The 19783-nt window shown below is 35.4% G+C and carries 24 protein-coding genes, 2 pseudogenes and 1 riboswitch; of the genes and pseudogenes, 21 read left to right on the top strand and 5 right to left on the bottom strand.

The features are described from left to right. The first annotated feature begins 586 nt into the window (after nucleotides 1-586). Nucleotides 587-1051 carry a GNAT family N-acetyltransferase gene (locus MT489_RS07030; protein WP_244680824.1) on the top strand — a complete coding sequence of 155 codons (465 nt, stop codon included), beginning with the start codon at nucleotides 587-589 and terminating at the stop codon, nucleotides 1049-1051. 169 nt (nucleotides 1052-1220) lie between these two features. Here the strand turns inward: MT489_RS07030 and MT489_RS07025 are convergent, their stop codons facing one another. Next, nucleotides 1221-1643 (bottom strand): collagen-like protein, encoded by a 423-nt coding sequence (locus MT489_RS07025; protein WP_244680823.1) that lies wholly within the window; start codon nucleotides 1641-1643, stop codon nucleotides 1221-1223. 866 nt (nucleotides 1644-2509) lie between these two features. Between MT489_RS07025 and MT489_RS07020 the strand changes: the two genes are divergently transcribed. From MT489_RS07020 to MT489_RS07005, 4 genes are all read left to right on the top strand, one after another. After that, a complete protein-coding gene (locus MT489_RS07020; protein ID WP_244680822.1) occupies nucleotides 2510-2983 on the top strand; it encodes a GNAT family N-acetyltransferase in 474 nt (157 codons plus the stop codon). Nucleotides 2984-3129: 146 nt separating this feature from the next. Beyond that, complete coding sequence (locus tag MT489_RS07015) at nucleotides 3130-3315, top strand: hypothetical protein (RefSeq protein ID WP_244680821.1); 186 nt, start codon at nucleotides 3130-3132, stop codon at nucleotides 3313-3315. A 155-nt stretch (nucleotides 3316-3470) separates the two neighbouring features. Then, a complete protein-coding gene (locus MT489_RS07010; RefSeq protein ID WP_244680820.1) occupies nucleotides 3471-3932 on the top strand; it encodes a hypothetical protein in 462 nt (153 codons plus the stop codon). A 209-nt stretch (nucleotides 3933-4141) separates the two neighbouring features. Beyond that, nucleotides 4142-4336 (top strand): hypothetical protein, encoded by a 195-nt coding sequence (locus MT489_RS07005; protein WP_244680819.1) that lies wholly within the window; start codon nucleotides 4142-4144, stop codon nucleotides 4334-4336. A 42-nt stretch (nucleotides 4337-4378) separates the two neighbouring features. On the opposite strand, the gene MT489_RS22130 is transcribed toward MT489_RS07005, so the two are convergent. Together MT489_RS22130 and MT489_RS07000 are read right to left on the bottom strand one after the other, a co-directional pair. Continuing rightward, complete coding sequence (locus MT489_RS22130) at nucleotides 4379-4507, bottom strand: hypothetical protein (RefSeq protein ID WP_280518537.1); 129 nt, start codon at nucleotides 4505-4507, stop codon at nucleotides 4379-4381. A gap of 10 nt (nucleotides 4508-4517) precedes the next feature. Continuing rightward, nucleotides 4518-5303, bottom strand: a complete 786-nt coding sequence (locus MT489_RS07000; protein ID WP_244680818.1) for a TraX family protein — start codon at nucleotides 5301-5303, stop codon at nucleotides 4518-4520. A 417-nt stretch (nucleotides 5304-5720) separates the two neighbouring features. Between MT489_RS07000 and MT489_RS06995 the strand changes: the two are divergent. The 3 genes and pseudogenes from MT489_RS06995 to MT489_RS06985 all read left to right on the top strand — a co-directional run. Next, nucleotides 5721-5825, top strand: a pseudogene (locus tag MT489_RS06995) (GNAT family N-acetyltransferase); the annotation flags it as partial. Between the two features lie 103 nt (nucleotides 5826-5928). Continuing rightward, a complete protein-coding gene (locus MT489_RS06990; RefSeq protein WP_244680817.1) occupies nucleotides 5929-6462 on the top strand; it encodes a dihydrofolate reductase family protein in 534 nt (177 codons plus the stop codon). Between the two features lie 103 nt (nucleotides 6463-6565). Continuing rightward, a complete protein-coding gene (locus MT489_RS06985; RefSeq protein WP_244680816.1) occupies nucleotides 6566-7267 on the top strand; it encodes an MBL fold metallo-hydrolase in 702 nt (233 codons plus the stop codon). 211 nt (nucleotides 7268-7478) lie between these two features. Here MT489_RS06985 and MT489_RS06980 read toward each other — a convergent pair whose 3' ends face one another. After that, nucleotides 7479-8666 (bottom strand): cytochrome P450 family protein, encoded by a 1188-nt coding sequence (locus MT489_RS06980; RefSeq protein ID WP_244680815.1) that lies wholly within the window; start codon nucleotides 8664-8666, stop codon nucleotides 7479-7481. Nucleotides 8667-9031: 365 nt separating this feature from the next. Between MT489_RS06980 and MT489_RS06975 the strand changes: the two genes are divergently transcribed. The 12 genes and pseudogenes from MT489_RS06975 to MT489_RS06920 all read left to right on the top strand — a co-directional run bounded on the left by MT489_RS06975 (nucleotide 9032) and on the right by MT489_RS06920 (nucleotide 16704). Further along, entirely contained in the window at nucleotides 9032-9427 is a 396-nt protein-coding gene (locus MT489_RS06975; RefSeq protein WP_244680814.1) for a VOC family protein, read from the top strand. A 151-nt stretch (nucleotides 9428-9578) separates the two neighbouring features. Continuing rightward, nucleotides 9579-10196 (top strand): GNAT family N-acetyltransferase, encoded by a 618-nt coding sequence (locus tag MT489_RS06970; protein ID WP_244680813.1) that lies wholly within the window; start codon nucleotides 9579-9581, stop codon nucleotides 10194-10196. Between the two features lie 271 nt (nucleotides 10197-10467). Further along, nucleotides 10468-10635 (top strand): acylphosphatase, encoded by a 168-nt coding sequence (locus MT489_RS06965; RefSeq protein WP_244680812.1) that lies wholly within the window; start codon nucleotides 10468-10470, stop codon nucleotides 10633-10635. A gap of 14 nt (nucleotides 10636-10649) precedes the next feature. Further along, entirely contained in the window at nucleotides 10650-10826 is a 177-nt protein-coding gene (locus MT489_RS06960; protein ID WP_244680811.1) for an acylphosphatase, read from the top strand. Between the two features lie 238 nt (nucleotides 10827-11064). Beyond that, nucleotides 11065-11286, top strand: a pseudogene (locus tag MT489_RS06955) (NUDIX domain-containing protein). Between the two features lie 208 nt (nucleotides 11287-11494). After that, nucleotides 11495-12070: a dihydrofolate reductase family protein gene (locus MT489_RS06950; RefSeq protein ID WP_244680810.1), complete on the top strand. Its 576-nt coding sequence runs from the start codon at nucleotides 11495-11497 to the stop codon at nucleotides 12068-12070. Nucleotides 12071-12904: 834 nt separating this feature from the next. Continuing rightward, entirely contained in the window at nucleotides 12905-13351 is a 447-nt protein-coding gene (locus MT489_RS06945) for a hypothetical protein (protein WP_244680809.1), read from the top strand. Between the two features lies 1 nt (nucleotide 13352). Further along, a complete protein-coding gene (locus tag MT489_RS06940; protein WP_244680808.1) occupies nucleotides 13353-13577 on the top strand; it encodes a helix-turn-helix transcriptional regulator in 225 nt (74 codons plus the stop codon). Between the two features lie 359 nt (nucleotides 13578-13936). Further along, nucleotides 13937-14890, top strand: a complete 954-nt coding sequence (locus tag MT489_RS06935; protein WP_244680807.1) for an NAD(P)-dependent alcohol dehydrogenase — start codon at nucleotides 13937-13939, stop codon at nucleotides 14888-14890. Between the two features lie 347 nt (nucleotides 14891-15237). Next, on the top strand, nucleotides 15238-15447 hold the full coding sequence (locus tag MT489_RS06930) for a hypothetical protein (protein ID WP_244680806.1): 210 nt from the start codon (nucleotides 15238-15240) through the stop codon (nucleotides 15445-15447). 319 nt (nucleotides 15448-15766) lie between these two features. After that, entirely contained in the window at nucleotides 15767-16276 is a 510-nt protein-coding gene (locus MT489_RS06925) for a DinB family protein (RefSeq protein WP_244680805.1), read from the top strand. Nucleotides 16277-16488: 212 nt separating this feature from the next. Beyond that, nucleotides 16489-16704 (top strand): GNAT family N-acetyltransferase, encoded by a 216-nt coding sequence (locus MT489_RS06920; protein ID WP_244680804.1) that lies wholly within the window; start codon nucleotides 16489-16491, stop codon nucleotides 16702-16704. 141 nt (nucleotides 16705-16845) lie between these two features. On the opposite strand, the gene MT489_RS06915 is transcribed toward MT489_RS06920, so the two are convergent. After that, nucleotides 16846-17442, bottom strand: a complete 597-nt coding sequence (locus MT489_RS06915) for a DJ-1/PfpI family protein (RefSeq protein ID WP_244680803.1) — start codon at nucleotides 17440-17442, stop codon at nucleotides 16846-16848. Nucleotides 17443-17489: 47 nt separating this feature from the next. Then, nucleotides 17490-17571, bottom strand: a riboswitch (ZMP/ZTP riboswitch). A gap of 209 nt (nucleotides 17572-17780) precedes the next feature. Between MT489_RS06915 and MT489_RS06910 the strand changes: the two genes are divergently transcribed. Further along, the gene (locus tag MT489_RS06910; protein WP_244680802.1) at nucleotides 17781-19742 is read left to right on the top strand and encodes an aconitate hydratase; all 1962 of its coding nucleotides are present in this window, start codon (nucleotides 17781-17783) and stop codon (nucleotides 19740-19742) included. Nucleotides 19743-19783: the final 41 nt, after the last annotated feature.

The following is a 19783-nucleotide window of genomic DNA, read 5'->3' as shown; positions in this document are numbered from 1 at the left end:
TAAGTCTTTATGTATAACTAAAGGGTGCGATAGTCCAAGAAGGATTATTGCTTATTTTTGTTGAAGTTATCATACTAACGGGCAGTTTAGTTTAAGTACATTTCTTCACAAAGTAGAAAAAGCTGATCTTCCAAATAGGAAAATCAGCTTTTTTATTACTCAAATGTACGTCCGGCTTGAAATCAACACACTGAAGCGTTCATCCCATATACAGTCGCTGTATCCCATTTTCCCGGGGGGATTAAGCCCTTGGTATATATGCGTTTTCAAACATCAAATATACTTCTTTTAACATCAACTGCACTTTTTCTAACGTCTAACTATCAAACGATCACTTCGAAAAGGATTTTGATTAATTACAGCAATCCTTTTTAAATCGTAGTATTGTTCACTTTATGCCATTTATTTATCTTAAATAAAAAAAGTTTACCCTTCCAGAAGGAACTTTTTAGGCATATTTTATTGTAAACGGTATATGATTGAGCTAATTGTTTACCTCCAATAAGAAGGAGGAAACCGGAATTTTCCTCTTATTACATTGTTCAAAGTAATGCAAAAACGTCTAAATGGCTTAGGAGGTAGGGAGATGAAATTTAAGATTTTACCATCAAAAAATACAGAAGCATACGAATTGTTAAAGATTCAAAGAGAAGCGTTTTATTCCGATTTAATGAAATATAAGGATTACGATACAAATCCAGCAACTGAATCATTGGAATATTTTTTATTTAAAATGCAAAACTCTTTGCATTATTCTATTTTTGTTGAAGATAAGCTTGCAGGCGGAATCTGCATTGTCATACAGACCTATACTCATTATTATTTGTCTTCGATTTTTCTTAGCTCTCGATTTCAAAACAAAGGTTTGGGTTCTAAAATAGTACAGGAGCTAGAAAGACGATTCCCTCATGTACGAAAGTGGTCACTTCATACCCCAAAAGATGATCATCGAAATCGCCATTTTTATGAAAAACTCGGCTTTAAAAAAACAGGGCAGGAACCAATAAACCAGTACTTGACACTTATAAATTATGAAAAGAATATGCGGTAAATTTAGCCGTATTCATGATACTCCCAGGTTAATTATTGCCAATGAAAAATCAAACCATCAGCCTTCGCAAAACATCACAATGTTTTGGTTGAATTATAAAAAGTGATACCAGTTAACGGCATCACTTAACAGATCTACGAGTTAAAAGCTTTTCTTGTTCATATAGTTTTTAAAAACATGAAAACGAAATAATTCTTCTTGTATCAATACCAAAAATGAACCAGGATATACCATTCCATCTGAAACCAGCAACAGATCTTGGACCTACGAAAATCGGATAAAACCAAAATCCTTCACCATTGCTGAGCCATAAAAAGGTATTACGAAACAGGCACAACCTAATTGCTCCAGGATCAACAGCAAATGGTGAAGCAGTTGCTTGTTGAGGGATAAATGGTGGAGGAGGAGCAGTTGGAGCTGGTGGAATTTGTGATCCGGGTAGACCTGGAAAACCTGATGGTCCCGCAAACCCTGGTCCTGGTAACCCCGGTAAACCTGATGGTCCCGGAAACGAGGGCACTGGTAAACTTGGAAATTGACGCTCCAATTGCTGATCATAATTTATATTGGAGTATACTGTTAGATTATTCACTTAAAAGTTCACCACCTTATATTTTAAATAAATCTCTAAAGTATTAGTATGTTGTACGGCCTTTTGTGAAGCTTATTCACAGTATAAATTACTGCCTATTGCTTTTGAAAAATATGGTATTTGGCAATTAAAAAAATGTTGCAGTATGTTTTTTGAATTTAATAAGGCTGAAAATATGCAAGGAAATGAATAAAATCTTGCAAAGCTAATATGACATTACACTATATATTACACTCAGAGAGGAAATTGGGGCCGGTCTATATTATAAATGGGCATGACTTAGAGACGACACTTTTAGTAATTGAAAAAATCATAGAGTGGCAGTCTATTAATTTCAAAAGAAAAAGGTTAAAGCTAAACGAAAAAACTAAATGCAGGCATCTTTTGTAAAAAGGATGTTTTTTTCTTCAGATATTCTATAATTAAACTGCTCAGTTAAAATTCCTGTAGATGGTGATATTTCGGTTTTGAAAAAAACAGAGCTCCTTAGTAAGAAAGTTATTACAATGGATTAACGAGTTGAAAAGAATTAGTGAGCATTCGAGAGATTATTGAATCTAACTGAGAGAGCTTAATAACTTCAAAATAAAAGCGTTAATCCTTCATCTCGATTTTAACGCAACCGATAGTTTAAGTGAAATAATTCACAATCTTGATAAATAAACGTATTTTTAATTAATTGTATTGCCCGATTGTTGAATAAGCATGTTTCGCAAATTTACTTCCAAATTCCTAACCATGCTGATACTGTAGATTGAGTTGTTGAAGTTATTAAGCTAACGGGCAGGATAGTGCAAGAAGAAGTTGGTGAAATAATTATAAATATATTAGGATGCTTATCCTAATAAGGGGAGGTATAACAGAAAGTGGAGATTATAAAGTTTAAGGAAACTGATACAAAAGAGATTGTTTCATTGTTTTATGAAATAGTTCATTCCGTAAATTCAAAAGATTATTCCCAAGTACAATTGGATGCTTGGGCACCAAGAGATGAAAAAGAATCTAAAATTAATTCTTGGAAGGAATCATTGCGTCAAAATATAACATTTGTTGCTAAAGTTAATGATAAAGTTGTTGGTTTTAGCGATTTAACGCATACCGGATACTTAGACAGACTATTCGTTCATAAAGATTATCAAGGACAAGGTATAGCCACAGCTTTAGTTGATATGCTCGAATCTGAGGCAAAGAAACTAAATCTTTTAGAAATTGATACCGAAGCAAGTATTACAGCTAAGCCATTTTTTGAACATCTAGGTTACAAAATTGTTTGTTCACAAACTGTGGAAAAAAAGGGGGTTAAGTTGGCTAATTTTAAAATGCTAAAAAAAATAAAATAATAATTTTCTTGTTATGCTAACGGGTGCGTTAATCGAAGAAGGATTAACGCTTTTTTTGTTGAAATTATTGTACTAACGTGCAGATTAATAATATTCGAAAAAACTTAGGGAAAGATGTCTTATTTACAAAGGGGAGAATCAGGAAAATGAATAATTGGTGGTATAGTTTTTATTTTTTAATTATAGGTGTAGTCTCTTTTTTTACTAGTGAATTAGTTACTTTTATTATGTTAGGATTTATTTTGCTATGTTTGAATAATATAAACACAACATTAAAAAAGATTTATAATCAGAATAATGAAAAGAAAAATAGTGATGCAAAACAGGGCTAAACTAAAACGTTTTTCATCAACTAACTTCCGTTAATTGATGAAGGATTAACGCTTTTTTTGTTGAAGTTATTAACTAACGGGCAGGTTAGTGAAACAAGACAATCTTTGAAACTTATACAAAAAATAAACTTCAAATCCAAGTAAGGGGGGATTGTTTGAGAAAAAAGCATTTACTTCTGATAATAGTATTATTTGTTTTATTAACTTCTTTTGCTCCAAGTAAGGCAATGGCAACATCTTGGGCATATCCATTTGTAGTTTGGGATGGGTATATTTATGTGATAAGTGAGGATGAATATGTAACAGAAATTGGTGATAAAATTGGTCAAGTCACAAGGCATTCGGATATGGAACAGTATTCTGGCAACTTCTCTAATGCTTATAAGAAAGGTACTATATACTATTCAATTGAAGGAGTTAGTACAGACGAAGCAATAGCTATTGAAGAATCTGGTGGTCGAAATATAAAAGCATATAGAGAAGGAGAATATGAAATTAGAAGTGTTTTTGGAGAGATAGTTAAGGTTTTTATTTTTTCAATATTGGGTATTTTAGCTGTTATTCTCGTTTATAAAATTTTGAGAACAATAGTAGCGAAAGGTAACCACTATCACTAAAGGGGGTATTTAGGATACAAAATATAATTAGTGATTAAGTATGTTACTTAAACGAACGGTTGCTTTAGTGAAACAGGCTAAATTTAAAAGTCGATTCCTCAATTAAAAATCAGCTGTTTTATGTGAAAACTTCCTTAGCGATGTAAATTCCTATTAGACATAACATTGCTTCGCGGTTAATTTTTTAAAAGAAAATGGGGGTTACAGATTTGAAGTCACTAATTAAAAACATCTGCATTAGTGCTATATTAAGTTCAGTATTTTTTTTACTTTTGGCAAGTATCTTTGACGGAGAAGGATCTATGACTCCTTATTTTATCATTTGTATTTTTCTTGGGGTCATTATAGGTGTTCTTTGTGCAATTTATCAAAAACTATCAGTCTTATTTGAAAAAAATAATTAAACACTTAAATAATTTTTTCTCGATGGATCAATTAAGTCATCGTCATAGGTCATTCTCGTACCATTCACCGTCAATTGGATTCTTGGGATCTGGTAGAACATTCCCGAATCCATCTGATTTTAATTCCCTTTGCTTTCTTTTGGATTTGCGGTTAATCTTGGCAAATTCCACTAAAAGTTCCTCAACGGAGATTTTCTCCAATAAAATAAAGAATAATAATATGAATGGGATAAAAGAAATAAAAGAAGTATTTTAATCCAGCACCTTTTTTTCCATTGTAAAGTAACAATAGAGGCAATGCAGCAATCATCATCCATTGGTAATCAGCAAATTGAAAAAACATTGATAAAGGATTATCCCACTGCCATCTCCATATTTTGGTACCAATAGACAGGAATATAGTAAACAGGCTATACGTCATAGTAAGCCTTATTTTATTTTTGCTGTAATAAAGCAGCACACCGAACATGACAAAGAAAATCCCTCCTTCTACAGTGATAATATTTCCCGAAATATCACCATAAAAAGGAGTAGTAATCTCAGAAGACTGCTGAATAATCACTATGTACTCCCAATCTAAAAGGACTAATAGAAAGAAACTGATAATTTGCCATAAAATAAAATACACATAAAGTTTTACCTGTCTTTTTTCTATTATATGAATACATAAAACAATTAAAAATAACGTCGCAAAGAAATTGTTTCTGAGAAAGTCCCCTGAGTTATTATAAAAACTATTAATGATTAAATTAATAAAGGCCATCACAACGGATGAAACATACAAACGTACTATGTATTTCTTTTTATTAGAAGTTTTTCTATATCCAATTCCTACAAAATAGATGAATATGGGAGCAGCTAACCTACCAATATATCTTAAATATTCTGGGGTATTAGGGATAAATTGTCCCGTATGATCTATAAGCATAGATGCTACAGCTATTAGTTTAAGGAAAGTAGTCGTCATTTGAATGATCTCCGAATTTAATGTTGAAAGGCTAAAAGTATCAATTACATTACGGGACACTTTTAGCCTTTAGATTCATATCATATTACTTAACGTAAAATATTTTAGAATTAAAAGATTTACACATTAATAACTCTTCTACAAAATAATATAAAACCCTTCCATTTTCCTGAAAAAGTACAAAAACATTACAAAAATGGGGGGAAAGTGAAGTATTGCACTTAAACTAACGGGGGCTTTAATTGAATAACGTAGAGCCGATCTTTGATTCTTGTGATGACTAATCATAATAATTCTGCATCAAGCACTTCTTGTTCTGTAAGTGACCAATCAACTATTATTTCTTGGTAGTGAGAGTTTTTTTATTTCACTGCTTTTGATTATTAATCTAAAATAATCAAGGAGAGGGAAAATCAAATGAACCCTTTGTTATTAAATATTCCTTTACAAATAGAAACAGAAAGGCTAATTCTTCGAGCACCACTTCAAACTGGAGACGGAGAAATTGTGCACCAACAGCTTTTTTGCTTGTTCGACTAACGGGCAGTTAGTTCAATAAAACTGTAATTTAATGTTAGATTAAAAAAACGTATATCTTATAAGTACAGTAAATAGGAGGCGTGTTATGAAGAATCAACGGAAATTAGTAGTGTTTATTGCTCAAAGTCTGGATGGATATATTGCAACAAAAGGAGATTCATTAGATTGGTTATTTAAGGTTGAGGGCGAAGGGGACAATGGATATTCGGAATTTTTTGAAACGATTGACACAATCTTAATTGGCAAAAGAACATATGATTGGATAATGAAACGGGAAAAAGGTCAATTCCCATATAAAAATAAAGATTGTTACGTATTTTCTAGGTCTCAATTAGAAGATACCAATGATGTTAAATTTGTAAATGAAGACATTGTTAACTTTACTAATAACTTAAAAAAAGAAGAAGGAAAAAATATTTGGATAGTTGGTGGTGGAGACTTATTACATACGTTTTTAAAAGAAAAATTAATCGATGAACTGATTATAACAATTGCTCCATCTATCATTGGAGAAGGAATTCCTTTATTTAAAGTTGGCGATTATCAGCTAGAGCTATATCTAAAAGGAACCAGAACCTTTAATCAATTTGTTGAATTACATTACATTGTAAAAAAATGAACAGAAATACTCTAAAACTAACGGGCAGTTTAATTGAAGAAGGTATTGACAAAGGATTGAACGAATATCCCTTATTAAAACTGTAGAGTAGAGGGGGAATAGAATGAAAACGTATCTCGAAGAAATAGCGAAAGGTGTGTATGCATTTTTAGTTTGGGATGAATCCTGGGGCTCATTTAATAACTGCTACTTGTTGCTCGAAGACAATGATATTTTACTCATTGATTCAGGAAAAGAAGAACATTCTAGCCTTCTATTCTCGGCATTAAAAAGTAAAGGGATTTTAAATAGTGATATAACTCATTTTATTGCCACACACGGTCATAAGGACCATATTGGAGGAATTCAATACTTAGGAGATGTAGAAGGATTTATTCATAATAAAGATTTAGAGTTGATTCCCAAAAATCTTAGACACAAACTAAAGATGAATCTCCCCGATCATGGTTTAACTGCTGGTAATTTAGAATGTGCCCTCCTTGGACACCATACAAAAGGTTCTGTTTTACTATATCATCGTGAAAGCAAAGCGTTATTTTGTGGAGACCATATTTGTTTCTTTGCGGAACCTTTAAACGATAATAAAGTTGTATATACAGGCACTCTTGAAAGAGAAAAGATTAAACAGTTTGTGTCTGATTGGTCTCAAAACGAAGAAATGAAAAGGCAACATAATTTTAATTTGTTTATGGAAGGTTTAAAAGCTATTAATAAATTTGATGTTGACTATTTATGCACGGGACACGGTGTGATCTTAAAAGGAAATATAAATAGGTTTATTTCGGATTTACTCGAATATGAATGAATTATTCACGATGAATAGTAACTTAAAATATTGTGGCTTAATTAACACTTCCAAAAGCTGCAGTGGATTTTCCGTTAAATGGGAAAGTCCACTGATATCTTTATATTAAATATACATAATCAATAAAAATTTAAGTCATCTTCCTTTGTAGAAGGAATGGCATGAAAATGTAAATGGCTCCAATCGCTGATTGTTTTCTTGAAGTGTTTCTTTAATAAAGCTTGATGGGCAACTGTTTCAAACCGCGAATGATAAGGCTTTGTCGCCATTCTAATTCGTTTAGTTCAACTGCAAGGCTAAGACAAGGGTATTCTTCCAGCAAAACGCGTAAGGCTATTTCGCCTTCAAGCCGGGCAAGTGGGGCGCCAAGACAATAGTGGATGCCTTTTCCAAACGCAAGATGCGGACTTTTTTCCCTTGTAATGTCGAGGATACTAGGATCTGTAAACGCCGAGGGATCATGATCGGCTGATGCAAGAGAAACAATAACATGGTCCCCTTTCTCAACCTTCTGCCCCATAAACGTAAAAGACTCTTTCGCCCAACGGTCTGTACTGAACTCAACTGGGCCATTAAAACGTAGCAATTCTTCAATGGCAAGTGCCACAAGGGTATGATCTTCTTTTAGCAATGCAAGTTGGGCTGGGTGTGTAAGCAACGCCAGTAAACCATTGGCAATTAGATTCACAGTTGTTTCATGTCCGGCCACAATAAGAAGCATAACGACTCCATACAATTCGCTTACAGTTAAACGGTCCCCTCCTTCTTCTGCCTGAATTAAATCAGAAAGCAAATCTTCTTTAGGAGATACACGCTTTTTTTCAATCACTTTCTCCAGATAAGCCATAAATTCTATCATAGCCTCATCATATATAGAATTATCGCTCATCTCCACCATTACATTGGACCACCGCTGGAAATCAAGACGATCTTCAGACGGGATGCCAAGCAATTCACAGATGACTCTAATTGGTATCGGAAACGCATATTCTTCAATGAAGTCAACCGTTCCTTTGTTTCTCATGAGCCATGCCTGTTCTCTTGCAATTTCCTCAATGCGCCCTCTTAACCTCGCAATCCTTTTAGGTGTAAAGCCACTTTGTACAAGGCTGCGCAGGCGGCGATGGTCAGGTGGGTCAACAAAAAGCATGCTTTGAGATATAGGCGGCAGATTTTCGTCTGTCACGTCAGGGAAGACTGACCGCATATCTTTTATAAACCTCTGATCTTTTAAAACGGCTACCGCTGCTTCATACGTAAAAGCCATCCATGAATGTTGTTCTCCTTCATTAAACATTTTCACTTTTGCAAAAGGTTGGTGTGGTCGGATTTTACTGTAATAATCATATGGATTCTGGTGAAATTCCTGAGAAAACAAATCAAGCGATTTAATATCCATGCGTGTTCCCCCTTTCTAAACTAAGTCTTTTATCATATATTCGCGTTTATACATCCTTCTCCTGCAATCATTGCAGAAATACTAATGTTAATTGTATTCCTCGTTTAAAAACTAATTCCTAGGAATCTGAGAATATCTCAGACTGAATACAAACGCTCACATACATCGTTGCTTGCTTCGTCTGACAAGAGTAACAATGAAGGGATATTTTATATGAGTGAACATACTATTCTTACACAGGAGCCTTATGTATAAAAAAAGAAGTTTAATGTTGTAGGATTGTAAATGTTTATCAAAATTATAAGAGGATTTTTTTCAAAGTAAATTGAATTCATATAATTAATTCTAAACTTGAGGTGAAAAAAATGGGTGAGAATACCTTAAAACCAAGTCCTATAAAAAACAAAATGGATGTTGTTTTTCTGCATGTAAAAAATGTAAGTAAATCTATGGAATTTTATAGTAAGCTATTAGGGATTAATTATGACCCGGATACTGTTAATTCTCCCCACCATTGGATTGAAATACAAGATGGACCGAATATTACACTAGATGACCATAGTTTCGACCCGGATTACATATTCCAACCAAATAACCAACCATTATGGAATTTTGTTTCTGAAGATGTAGAGGGAGCATACAATCATATTAAGGAAATCGGTGGAGAGTTGGTTACAGGGATTATTACTTGGGAAAATGATTTTAAATGGTTTATTTTCAAAGATATCGATGGAAATCGCCTAATGATTTGTAGTTGTTAATTAATTTGTTTTTACTAACGGGCAACTTGGTTGAAAATCGATGTTTATCATATGTTCTAAAATCGAACCAGATTGTGGCATAGGAATGAAACCGTAGTCTTCCGTTATATGATAATGAACATATTTTCATTAGAAAGGAGTGATGTAATATATGCAATCTGAGAATTATAAATTTACTATTGTGAATGCAGATACAGTGGATTTTGATGTGAGGAAACAAATGTCTGAGATTTTTTCGGAAGGTTTCTCTCAATGGCTCGTTTTTTTTTCAAAGGATAAAAATAAAATTGCAAAAGCTTTTGCTCATATGTTTGTTTTGAATCAATTTTATGTAGCTATAGCTAATAATAATAAAATTGCTGGAATGACAGCATGCACGGATGGTGCTGATAGATCAGTTCGATTAAATAAAAAGGAATTAAGGAAGCATCTAGGACTTTTCAAGGGAAGCATGGCAGGGCTCTTTCTAAAGAAGGAATTTGAAGCTCCCTTTGAAGAATTCCCTCCCAATACAGGGTCGATTGAGTTTGTTGGAACAGCTTCAGAATTTAGAGGACAGGGTGTAGCATCTCAAATCATAAAGCATATCATTGAAAACACTCCGTACATTGATTATGTCATTGAAGAGGTTGCCGATACGAATACTTCGGCAATGAATTTATATAACAAATTGGGATTTGAAGAGTACAAAAGAAAGCCCCTTCCAGAAATTAGGGCTAAGAAAATTGGAATTAATAATTTTTTGTCACTGAAATACGTAAAAAAGTAACCTATATTTCTTTAAGATAATGGAAAAAGCAAAACGGGAGGGAGAATTCCTGCCTAGAACTAAAGAGACATATGAGGCAATGAGAACTGCTACTAGAAATAATATCATTTAAGGGATTTGAGTTAATTGAGTTGTAAAAAAGATTTTCAAGTATTGTACTTAAAGTAAAGGGGGCGTAATCCAAGAAGGATTAACGCTTTTTTTGTTGAAGTTATTAAGCTAACATGGCAGGTTAGTCGAAGAAAGAAATTTACTATAAGGAGATAAGAGAATGAAAGCATTAAAAAAATTAAGAGATGATTACGTTATTTGGCATGCCAATAATATTAATTTTCCAGAATTTGATTCAAGTACTTTAGTAAGAAAAAAAGTTACCTTTTCTGGGAGAGTTCAAAAAGTAGGATTCCGTTTGAACTATTTACCCTTGCTCAAAGATTAAAATTAACGGGATTGGTGAAAAATTTAGATGACGGAAGTGTAGAAGCAGAACTGCAGGGGGAAGAATTAAAAGTAGATTTTCTAATAAAATCCATGAAGTCTTTGAAACGTGCATCTGTAAAGAAATGTGATGTCATAATCATTTCTATTAATAGGAGTAGGGAGGATTTTACAATAGCAGATACTAGATAAATAAGTATATAGAGGATAAAGAATTCCTTGGGCTCTGTCCTCATTAAACTACCATGAAAGAACATAATGATCTTTCATTCTCTGTGGTGAATTTCTGATTTATGGAAGGCTGACGGGTGCATTAATCTATAAGAAGGATGAATGCTTTTTGTTGAAGTTAATGGGCAGGTTAACACAAGAAGATATAGAATTACGTAAAAAGGTAGGATATATTCCTCTAATATGATGTGCTGTAGGAATAATTATTGTAGATAATCATAATAAGATATTACTTATGAGAAGAAGTGACGATAACAGCTGGTGTATTCCTGGAGGAGTCATGGAATAAGGGGAAACAGTGGAAGAAGCTGCAAAAAGAGAAGTTTTGGAGGAAACAAACTTAACCATTCATGAGATGAATTTTTTTAAGATATATTCAGGTGAACAACAACATCATATTTATCCAAACGGCTTCCATTAACTTACATCGAAGAGGGCTATACTGTTATTGAACTAACGAAGCAGTTTAGTTCAAGAGAGGTTTTTAACTAGTATTCAACAATCGGGCCAGATTGTTGAATAAAGAAACTTAGCAATCGAGAAGAAATGTTTCATTGTTATGTGTGCTAAACTTGACTCTGCCAATAACGATAATAATTTTATCAATGTGAATAAAGGAGAAACTGAAAATGAGAAAACTTGTTCTATTTCTGCACGCATCGCTTGACGGTTTTGTAGAAGGGCCAAACGGTGAAATGGATATTGGCTGGGTTTCCTACGATTCTGATTTGGAGAAACACGCGAAAGAAATTCTAAGTACTGCCGACACTGTCATTTGGGGACGTCGGACTTATCAGATGATGCACAGTTACTGGCCATCTGTGCCTTCGAACCCATCAGCTTCGCAGCATGAACGGAATCATGCCGAGTGGATCGAAAAGACAACCAAAATCGTTTTTTCCACGAAGCTGGAGAAAGTCGAATGGAACAATTCCAGACTGGTGAAAGAAGATGTTGAGGAAGAGATCAAGAACCTCAAACAGCAGCCAGGCAAGGATATGGTCATCCTAGGCAGTCCTAGATTCGCACACTACCTTATGCAGCTTGATTTAATTGATGAGTATAAAATTACGGTTTCTCCCGTCCTAGTCGGTAGCGGGTTGCCGTTATTCCAAGGTCTCAAGGAGAAGATCAATCTTAAACTTATCGAAAACAAGACATTTGATTCTGGAGCCATAGGTCTCGTTTACCAGAAGGTTAGATGACCTTGTCACCTAAAGTAGATTTCGCTAACCGGATTACGTTAGCACAATAAAAGCAGCCGGAGTCTAGGTATTCGAGTTCCTAGTTCCATCACTGCTTTTTTTACTAGTCAGTCTAATTCAGTTTGTCGGGTGATCGACAAACTTTATTTTAAACCAACAGCACCCTCTTTTTCTTATTTTTAGGTAAAAGGGGAACAATGGAAATTGTATTATCTTGAAATCAAGTCTTCCATATAAGGGCGCTTTTCTTTAATGAGAGGCGTCTTTTTATGATTCTGGAATAACTTAATTTCTAATGACACTGGTGATGAGATACAAATTAATAATAAAGAGGACAATCAATTTATTTAAAGGATGAGAAGGATGAGAGTTTTCGCATTGTTGGGTTGATGTCTGATAAGATTATATGGCCAGGCGGTTCAGATATATATACAATGCCTATTTCTAAAGATTCAAATAATATGAGGATGAAAATCGATTTCGATGTGTTTCATATAGAACATTTCGAAAACCAATTGGTGGTAACATTAGCCGATGGAAAACAGTACCCTTTTTATTCAAAGGAGACTTGAACGAAAAGAACCTTAATAAAATTGGAGAATAATAAGAAAGCTGCAAATCAGTAATGGTTTTATTCTTTGAAATTAAAACCAAAAACCGCTTATCAAAGCGGTTTTTTTGCTTATTAAGTAACAGGCAGTTTAGTGAAATAAGACATTCAGATAGAAACAGTAAACTAGTATGAAAAAATAAGTAAAAAAAACTTGACATGATGTATACAATACATTACATTATGTATATATTATTTTACTTAAATGGTACAAGGGGGAGCCTATGACTTATCAAGAGAAAAAAAGCATTGTGTCTTTGGTTAGTGTAATAGTTATTTTTGGATCTTTTTGTTTGTACATGTACCCGCAGTTTCCCAGAAATGGACTGGAATCACTTGAAACCTTTCGTTTCTGGGGATATTTTGTCTTTATCTTGATTTTGGTTTCAATAATTGCCCACATTATAATCAATATCATTTTTAACATCGTGTATAGAATTACTACAGAAGAAAAGGAACCAACATTTGAGGATGAACTGGATAAGATCATTAATTTGAGAGCAACAAGAAATTCATTTTTTGTTTTTATCCTAGGGTTTCTTCTTGCAATGGGATCTCTCATCATCTTTCAGCCGTCACAATTGATGTTCATTATTCTAATCACTTCCGGATTTATGTCCGATGTGACTGGCTCGGTTACGAGACTTTATCATTATAGAAAAGGAGTCTAATATGAGGAAAAATCTTGTCGGCAACCACATTAGAAAATTACGATTTAACCATGATGAAATGACCCAGAAGCAATTAGCTGACAAGGTGGGAGTAACAAGACAAACTATTGTCGCTTTAGAGAAGGGTAACTATTCCCCATCTTTAGAACTGGCTTTTCGCATTGCACACACCTTTGACTTACCTTTGGATGAAGTATTTTTTTATGGAGACAACTTAGAGCAGTAGGAACTAGACAGTTTGTAGATTGAATTTATATATAAGTGATAATTCTATCAAGGGGTGAGAAAAAATAGATTACTCCAAAAGAGTAGCGATATTGTCTCGAACCTGTATTGATCGTAGCTGTTTAGAAAAAATGTGTTAAAACGTAAAGCTACCACGTAGCAGTTAAACAAGATGAAAATTATTTTGAACAGTACGACTATGGTTCTTCGTGTAAGGTTTTCAAAGAATCTGCATTTACCTCCATTTCTAGAAGAAGTTATCAATAAGATATCAAGTAAACACCTTATAAGGCAGGTTCAATTTTATTGTCAAGGTTTAAAGATATGTATCAATTCGATAATCACTAGGAGGTTAAGCAGTTGAAAGCAGCAATTTTTAAATCCTATGGTTCCCCTGAAGTAATGGAGATTAGGGATGTTGATAGACCTTTCATCAAAGATGAAGATAGGGTATTAATTAAAGTGGTCTCCGCCTCAGTAAATCAATATGACAATCTGTTTAGAAAAGGTTATTTACCTACCAGATTAGAGAATGGTCTTACAAAGCCAAAAACGCAAATTTTGGGAATAGACGTTGCGGGTACGGTTGAAGCCGTAGGAAAAAATGTGAAAAAATTTAAGATTGGCGATCATGTTTTTGGAAGTTGTGTCGGATCCCATGCTGAATATGTCTGCCCAAGACAAAATGTACTAACCCTTATGCCAAATAACACAACTTTTGAAGAGGCAGCTGCAATACCATGTGCTGCACAGACAGCCCTACAAGCATTGCGAGATGTAGGAAAGATAAAACCAGGCGATAAGGTATTAATCTATGGTGCATCGGGTGGAGTGGGGCACTTTGCTGTTCAGCTTGCTGTATATCTAGGAGCTGAAGTAACCGCAGTTTGTAGTACCTCGAATATTGAGTGGGTTAAAAATCTAGGTGCTCATCATGTAATTGATTATACCCAAGAAGATTTCGCTCACAACGGAAAAAAATATGATGTAATACTGGATGCTGTCGGAAAGAGGACCTTTTTCAGTTGTTTACGTTCTCTAACCGAAAACGGTATTTATATAACAGAACATCCAATCTATCCCAAGTATCATCCAATTCAATTGATGATAGGCTCTATCATAGGTAGTAAGAAGGCTAAGATTCATCTTGCAAAACCAAATGACAGTGATTTGGACCTATTACGGGTGCTTATGGAAAAAGAAAAATTAAGACCTGTAATTGAAAAGTGCTTTCCTTTAAATGAAATTGTAGAGGCTCATAGGCACGTTGAAAGTGGACGGACAAAGGGGAAGGTTGTTCTTAAAATCGAGTAATATATTTCCAATCTGGATTATTTATTCATAAACATTCTTATAAATAAAAAGTATAAATTATATAAAGTCAATTTAAGAACAGGTGCAAAAGCTGAAGATTCTTTGAGTTTCAGCTTTTTTGTCTTTGTTCTAAAGGAGCAGCATTCCTGTAATATTTGAAGTGAGTTACACAATATGATTGTGAAGAATTACACTTAAACCAACGGGTACGATAGTCCTAGAAGGATTATTGCTTATTTTTGTTGAAGTTATGTACTAAATGGCAGTTTAGTTGAAGAAGGTAATATAATAATTTCCAAGAATAAATATTAAAACCTTTATGAATTAGGAATTAAAAGGGGGATGTTATGAAAAGGTTATTTGGACTTTTAATAATTAGTTTATCATTGCTTACAGCCTCAATTGTATTGGAGGTTGCTTGGCTAATTTTAATTGTTTTAATCTTGGGCATTTTATTGTTAATTCCCGATAGTAAAAACCAAAGTGACGAAGAAGAATTTGTGTCAGACGAAGAAATAGAGGCAGAATTACTGAATTCTAATAAAAAAAACAAATGAAATCAAAGGAATTTCCTTTCTTATTGGGGTTATTACATTTTTTCAACCCATTAAACAACGTCTCAGCATTCTCCTAATAAGATTGTGAAAATATGTTCTTAAAGTAACGGGTGTTTTACTTGAAGAATCATTGAGCTACTTGCCGGTCCTTTTTCGTATTATGTTTACTGCAAAAATCAGTTGTACAGAGGTAATAAAGTTGTTTAATTTGCAATTAATTTGCGGTAATGAAATTAAATATCTAATAAAGGAAATATCTTCTTGACTGTCGAATAATAGTCTAGAACCATAATTAACTATTCCGATGAGGAGGATTCTTGTGCGTTCACGACCATTATCTATTGAAAATCCAGAGCATGCTAGATATGTTAGTCTTGTGCCAGATGGAGATATTGAAGAAATACTTAGTAAGCAACGAACTAAGACCATTAACCTCTTGAGCAGCATATCAGAGGAGTCAGCAACGAAGGCGTACGCACCAGGGAAATGGACTTTAAAAGAAGTGGTTGGGCATATGGCTGACTCGGAACGTGTGATGTCGTATCGAATACTTGCCATTGCACGAAATGAAAGCGCACCACTCCCAGCAATGGATCAGGATCAATACGTTTCTGCGGCAAACTTCAACAAATTATCTTGGGAGCAGCTAATAGCTGGTTTAGACACGGTACGCTCCAACACGTTAAGTCTTATTTCAACCATTGATGATGCAGCATGGGATCGTAATGGAACTGTAATGAACAGCCCAGTTTCGATAGGTACCATTGCATATGGCATTGCCGGGCATGAGTTACATCATTTGAAAGTGATTAGTGAAAAATACTTATAAGTCTTTTTCTATTGATTAAAAAACCTAATTCCTCATTTAATGCTGAGAAACTAGGTTTTTTAATATTGAAACTTCCTTAACGTTGTAAATCCGCATTTTACTGACGCTACTGTAACGGGGCAGGTTTGCTCAAGAAGGGAATAATTAATCAATGCAGAATTATTTATAAACAAAAACTTAGGGAGATTTGATTTTCAAAATTAAACAATAAAATGAACTGTATAATTCGGACTGGAAAAATTGAAGATGCAAAAGGAATCTTAGATATAGAAAATTTTGTTGTTTCAGAAGGGGAATATTTCATTGCAATATCCGAAGTATTAGAAGAAACAACATTACAAAAACAAAGAGAATGGATAAAATCCAAATTGGAAAACGAGAAAGCAACCTTAATTGTAGCCGAAATAAACGATGAAGTTGTTGGTTGAATCGTCTTTCATTCTCAAGTGAGAATTAGATTGTCACACACCGGCTCAATAACGATCTATATAAAAATGGAGGAATTCAATACTTAAAAGAAGTAGACGGATTTATACATAATAAAGATTTAGAGTTGATTCCCAAAACACTCAAACCCTCCAATCATACTCCATCAGTTTAGCTGTATTTTTCGCTCGCTCTTCCCCAAGTAACTTACTCACCACGTACAGAGACATATCAATTCCAGCGGATACACCCGCAGAGAGTATGATTTTTCCATTGTCAATATAACGAGCGTTCTCTAATATTTCGGCTGTTTCGGGAGCAATTTCCTTTAATTCGTTAATGGCAAGGCGATTTGTCGTAAGTTGCAATCCGTCAAGCAAATTTGCCTTGGCTAGAATTAAGGCTCCAGTACAAACAGATAGGAGAAGTTCAACGTCATTTGATACTTCGCGAATCCATTTCGTGATAATTTCATTATGCATTTCTTTTCTAGAGCCCCATCCTCCGGGTATTATTAATATATCAGGCTTTGGACAGTCATATATGGTATACGCGGGGTTGATGCTAAGATTTCCTAATGCAATTATAGGGCGGTCGTGTTCAGCTACCGTGTAGACATTGAAGTCTGTCCCCCGATTGCTTCCGGTAATAAATACTTCAAACGGTCCTGTAAAATCTAAAACCTCTACATTGTCGAAAATTAAGATTGCTACATTTCTTGGTTGCCGTACTTTATCCATACCATCATCTCCCCAAAATAATAAAAAGTATCTGGTTTTGAGACCAAATACTTTGCCCAGGCGTACGGCTAATGAAAAATATGTGCTCCCTCGTGGTACCCCACTTTTACGCCAGTAACACATACCAGTAAATTCCTAATCCCTTTATATCAAATTTATTTGAAAATTTCAACACATCGTTTGAAATCATTAATACCACGAATTCCATCAGAACATCTCACAGATGATGATGGAATTGTTCCGTGGAATTGAATAAAAGGCATCTATGAATATTTCACTCCTCGAATAACAATCCTAAATCATAATGTTCAACAAAGTTTTTAACAGGAGGAAGAAGGATGCTGCTTAATATTACAGAAAAGCTGATCAAGTCCCATCTTGTTGCGGGAGAGATGGTTTCAGGGAAAGAAATTGGATTGAAAATAGACCAAACTCTTACACAGGATGCAACCGGTACGATGGTTATGCTGGAATTGGAAGCCATGGGGGTGGAGCGAGCTCAGACGGAAGCTTCTGCGCAATACGTAGATCATAATATAATACAGGTCGACAATAAAAATGCAGATGACCACCTGTTCTTACAAAGCGCCACACGCAGATTCGGCCTGTATTACAGCCGTCCAGGGAACGGAGTAAGTCACCCTGTGCATATGCAGCGTTTGGCAAAGCCGGGTAAAACTCTCCTTGGTTCAGACAGTCATACCTGTGCAAACGGCTGTATGGGCATGCTCGCTATGGGCGCTGGGGGCATGGATGTAGCGTTGGCCATAGCAGGTGAGCCTATGTATATAAAAATGCCAAAAGTGTGGGGGATCAAGCTTACGGGAAAGCTCCCTGACTGGGTCAGTGCCAAGGATATTATATTTGAACTGCTTCGCAGGCATGATGTCAAGGGTGGCGTCGGTAAAGTGATTGAATATTACGGTCCAGGATTGGAACAGTTGAGCGCGATGGACCGTCATGTCATTGCGAACATGGGAGCAGAACTTGGGGCAACGGGAACAGTATTTCCATCAGATGAAGAAATCAGGAGATTTTTAAAGGAGCAAGGACGGGAGGAAGATTGGATTGAATTGACCGCAGATACTGGCGCTACATACGACATTGAAGAAGAGATTAATCTTTCCGAATTGGTACCGCTGATTGCTAAACCTTCGAGCCCTGGAAATGTCGTACCTGTTTCTGAAGTAGCAGGCACTCCCATTTATCAATCCTATGTTGGTTCTTCTGCAAACCCGGGTTACAGGGATTTTGCAGTAGCGGCAGAAATCGTCAAAGGAAAGACGGTCGCTAAGGGCATTTCATTCGATATCAATCCAACATCCAGACAGATGTTAACTGACCTTGTTAAGGAAAGCCATATCGCAAGTCTTCTTCAAGCAGGTGCAAGGCTTCATCAGGCGGGATGCAACGGCTGTATCGGAATGGGGCAAGCACCAGCTACTGGCAGGAACAGCTTAAGGACTACCCCTCGGAATTTTCCCGGACGCTCCGGAACACAGGAAGACAGTGTGTATCTATGTAGTCCGGAAACTGCGGCGGCTTCTGCATTAACAGGGCAAATCACGGATCCGCGAACTCTTAATATGCCGTATCCAAAGATCAAAGAACCAGAAAACCCAACAATTGATACTACTTTGCTGGATGAACCGCTACCGTATGAAGAAGCAAAGAAAGTCGAGCTGTATAAAGGTCCAAATATCGCTTCCATCCCGCCTATGGATGCATTGCCTGACGAATTGGATCTGCCGATTTTATTGAAAATGGGAGATAATATTTCAACCGATGAAATACTGGCAGGGGGTGCACGGGTGCTACCGTACAGAAGCAATCTCCCGGAAATAAGCAAATTTGCTTTTGAAATCATTGATAAGACGTATTATACAAGGGGAATGGCCAGTGTTGTTACAGGAGGACATGCTATCATTGGAGGATTCAACTACGGTCAGGGATCCAGCCGAGAGCATGCGGCTTTGGCCCCGAGGTTCCTTGGGCTACGCGTTGCTTTGGTTAAAGACTTTGCACGTATCCATTGGCAAAACCTTGTGAATTTCGGCGTTCTCCCTTTAACGTTTGTAAATGAAGAGGATTATGACCAAATAGAACAGGGAGATATCCTTCAACTGAATGATCTTCGGAATAAAATACAACAGGGAAATAAATTTACAATTAATGTAAAAGGGAAGAATATATCTATACAAGCTACTCATTCATTGTCTGAGAGACAGGTCGAAGTGATACTTCATGGCGGTTTGATTAACTTGGTGAAAGAGCGCCTGAAGAAAGTTTCGTCAATATGAAAAATAAGCATTTCAAGGGGGCAGACCCCCGTAAATTAAGG

Source organism: Lederbergia wuyishanensis (assembly GCF_022900255.1).
In the GTDB taxonomy this organism is placed as follows: domain Bacteria; phylum Bacillota; class Bacilli; order Bacillales; family Bacillaceae_C; genus Lederbergia; species Lederbergia wuyishanensis.
Note: the sequence above shows the minus strand (reverse complement) of the source record. Positions and strands in the feature narration are given on the sequence as shown.

What these genes read in the sequence shown, in the direction of transcription:
- MT489_RS07030 (WP_244680824.1), top strand. Translation starts at nt 587, where the DNA reads ATGAAATTTAAGATTTTACCATCAAAAAATACAGAAGCATACGAATTG.
- MT489_RS07015 (WP_244680821.1), top strand. Translation starts at nt 3,130, where the DNA reads ATGAATAATTGGTGGTATAGTTTTTATTTTTTAATTATAGGTGTAGTC.
- MT489_RS07000 (WP_244680818.1), bottom strand. Translation starts at nt 5,303, where the DNA reads ATGACGACTACTTTCCTTAAACTAATAGCTGTAGCATCTATGCTTATA.
- MT489_RS06990 (WP_244680817.1), top strand. Translation starts at nt 5,929, where the DNA reads ATGAAGAATCAACGGAAATTAGTAGTGTTTATTGCTCAAAGTCTGGAT.
- MT489_RS06985 (WP_244680816.1), top strand. Translation starts at nt 6,566, where the DNA reads ATGAAAACGTATCTCGAAGAAATAGCGAAAGGTGTGTATGCATTTTTA.
- MT489_RS06980 (WP_244680815.1), bottom strand. Translation starts at nt 8,666, where the DNA reads ATGGATATTAAATCGCTTGATTTGTTTTCTCAGGAATTTCACCAGAAT.
- MT489_RS06975 (WP_244680814.1), top strand. Translation starts at nt 9,032, where the DNA reads ATGGGTGAGAATACCTTAAAACCAAGTCCTATAAAAAACAAAATGGAT.
- MT489_RS06970 (WP_244680813.1), top strand. Translation starts at nt 9,579, where the DNA reads ATGCAATCTGAGAATTATAAATTTACTATTGTGAATGCAGATACAGTG.
- MT489_RS06965 (WP_244680812.1), top strand. Translation starts at nt 10,468, where the DNA reads ATGAAAGCATTAAAAAAATTAAGAGATGATTACGTTATTTGGCATGCC.
- MT489_RS06950 (WP_244680810.1), top strand. Translation starts at nt 11,495, where the DNA reads ATGAGAAAACTTGTTCTATTTCTGCACGCATCGCTTGACGGTTTTGTA.
- MT489_RS06945 (WP_244680809.1), top strand. Translation starts at nt 12,905, where the DNA reads ATGACTTATCAAGAGAAAAAAAGCATTGTGTCTTTGGTTAGTGTAATA.
- MT489_RS06940 (WP_244680808.1), top strand. Translation starts at nt 13,353, where the DNA reads ATGAGGAAAAATCTTGTCGGCAACCACATTAGAAAATTACGATTTAAC.
- MT489_RS06930 (WP_244680806.1), top strand. Translation starts at nt 15,238, where the DNA reads ATGAAAAGGTTATTTGGACTTTTAATAATTAGTTTATCATTGCTTACA.
- MT489_RS06920 (WP_244680804.1), top strand. Translation starts at nt 16,489, where the DNA reads ATGAACTGTATAATTCGGACTGGAAAAATTGAAGATGCAAAAGGAATC.
- MT489_RS06915 (WP_244680803.1), bottom strand. Translation starts at nt 17,442, where the DNA reads ATGGATAAAGTACGGCAACCAAGAAATGTAGCAATCTTAATTTTCGAC.
- MT489_RS06910 (WP_244680802.1), top strand. Translation starts at nt 17,781, where the DNA reads ATGCTGCTTAATATTACAGAAAAGCTGATCAAGTCCCATCTTGTTGCG.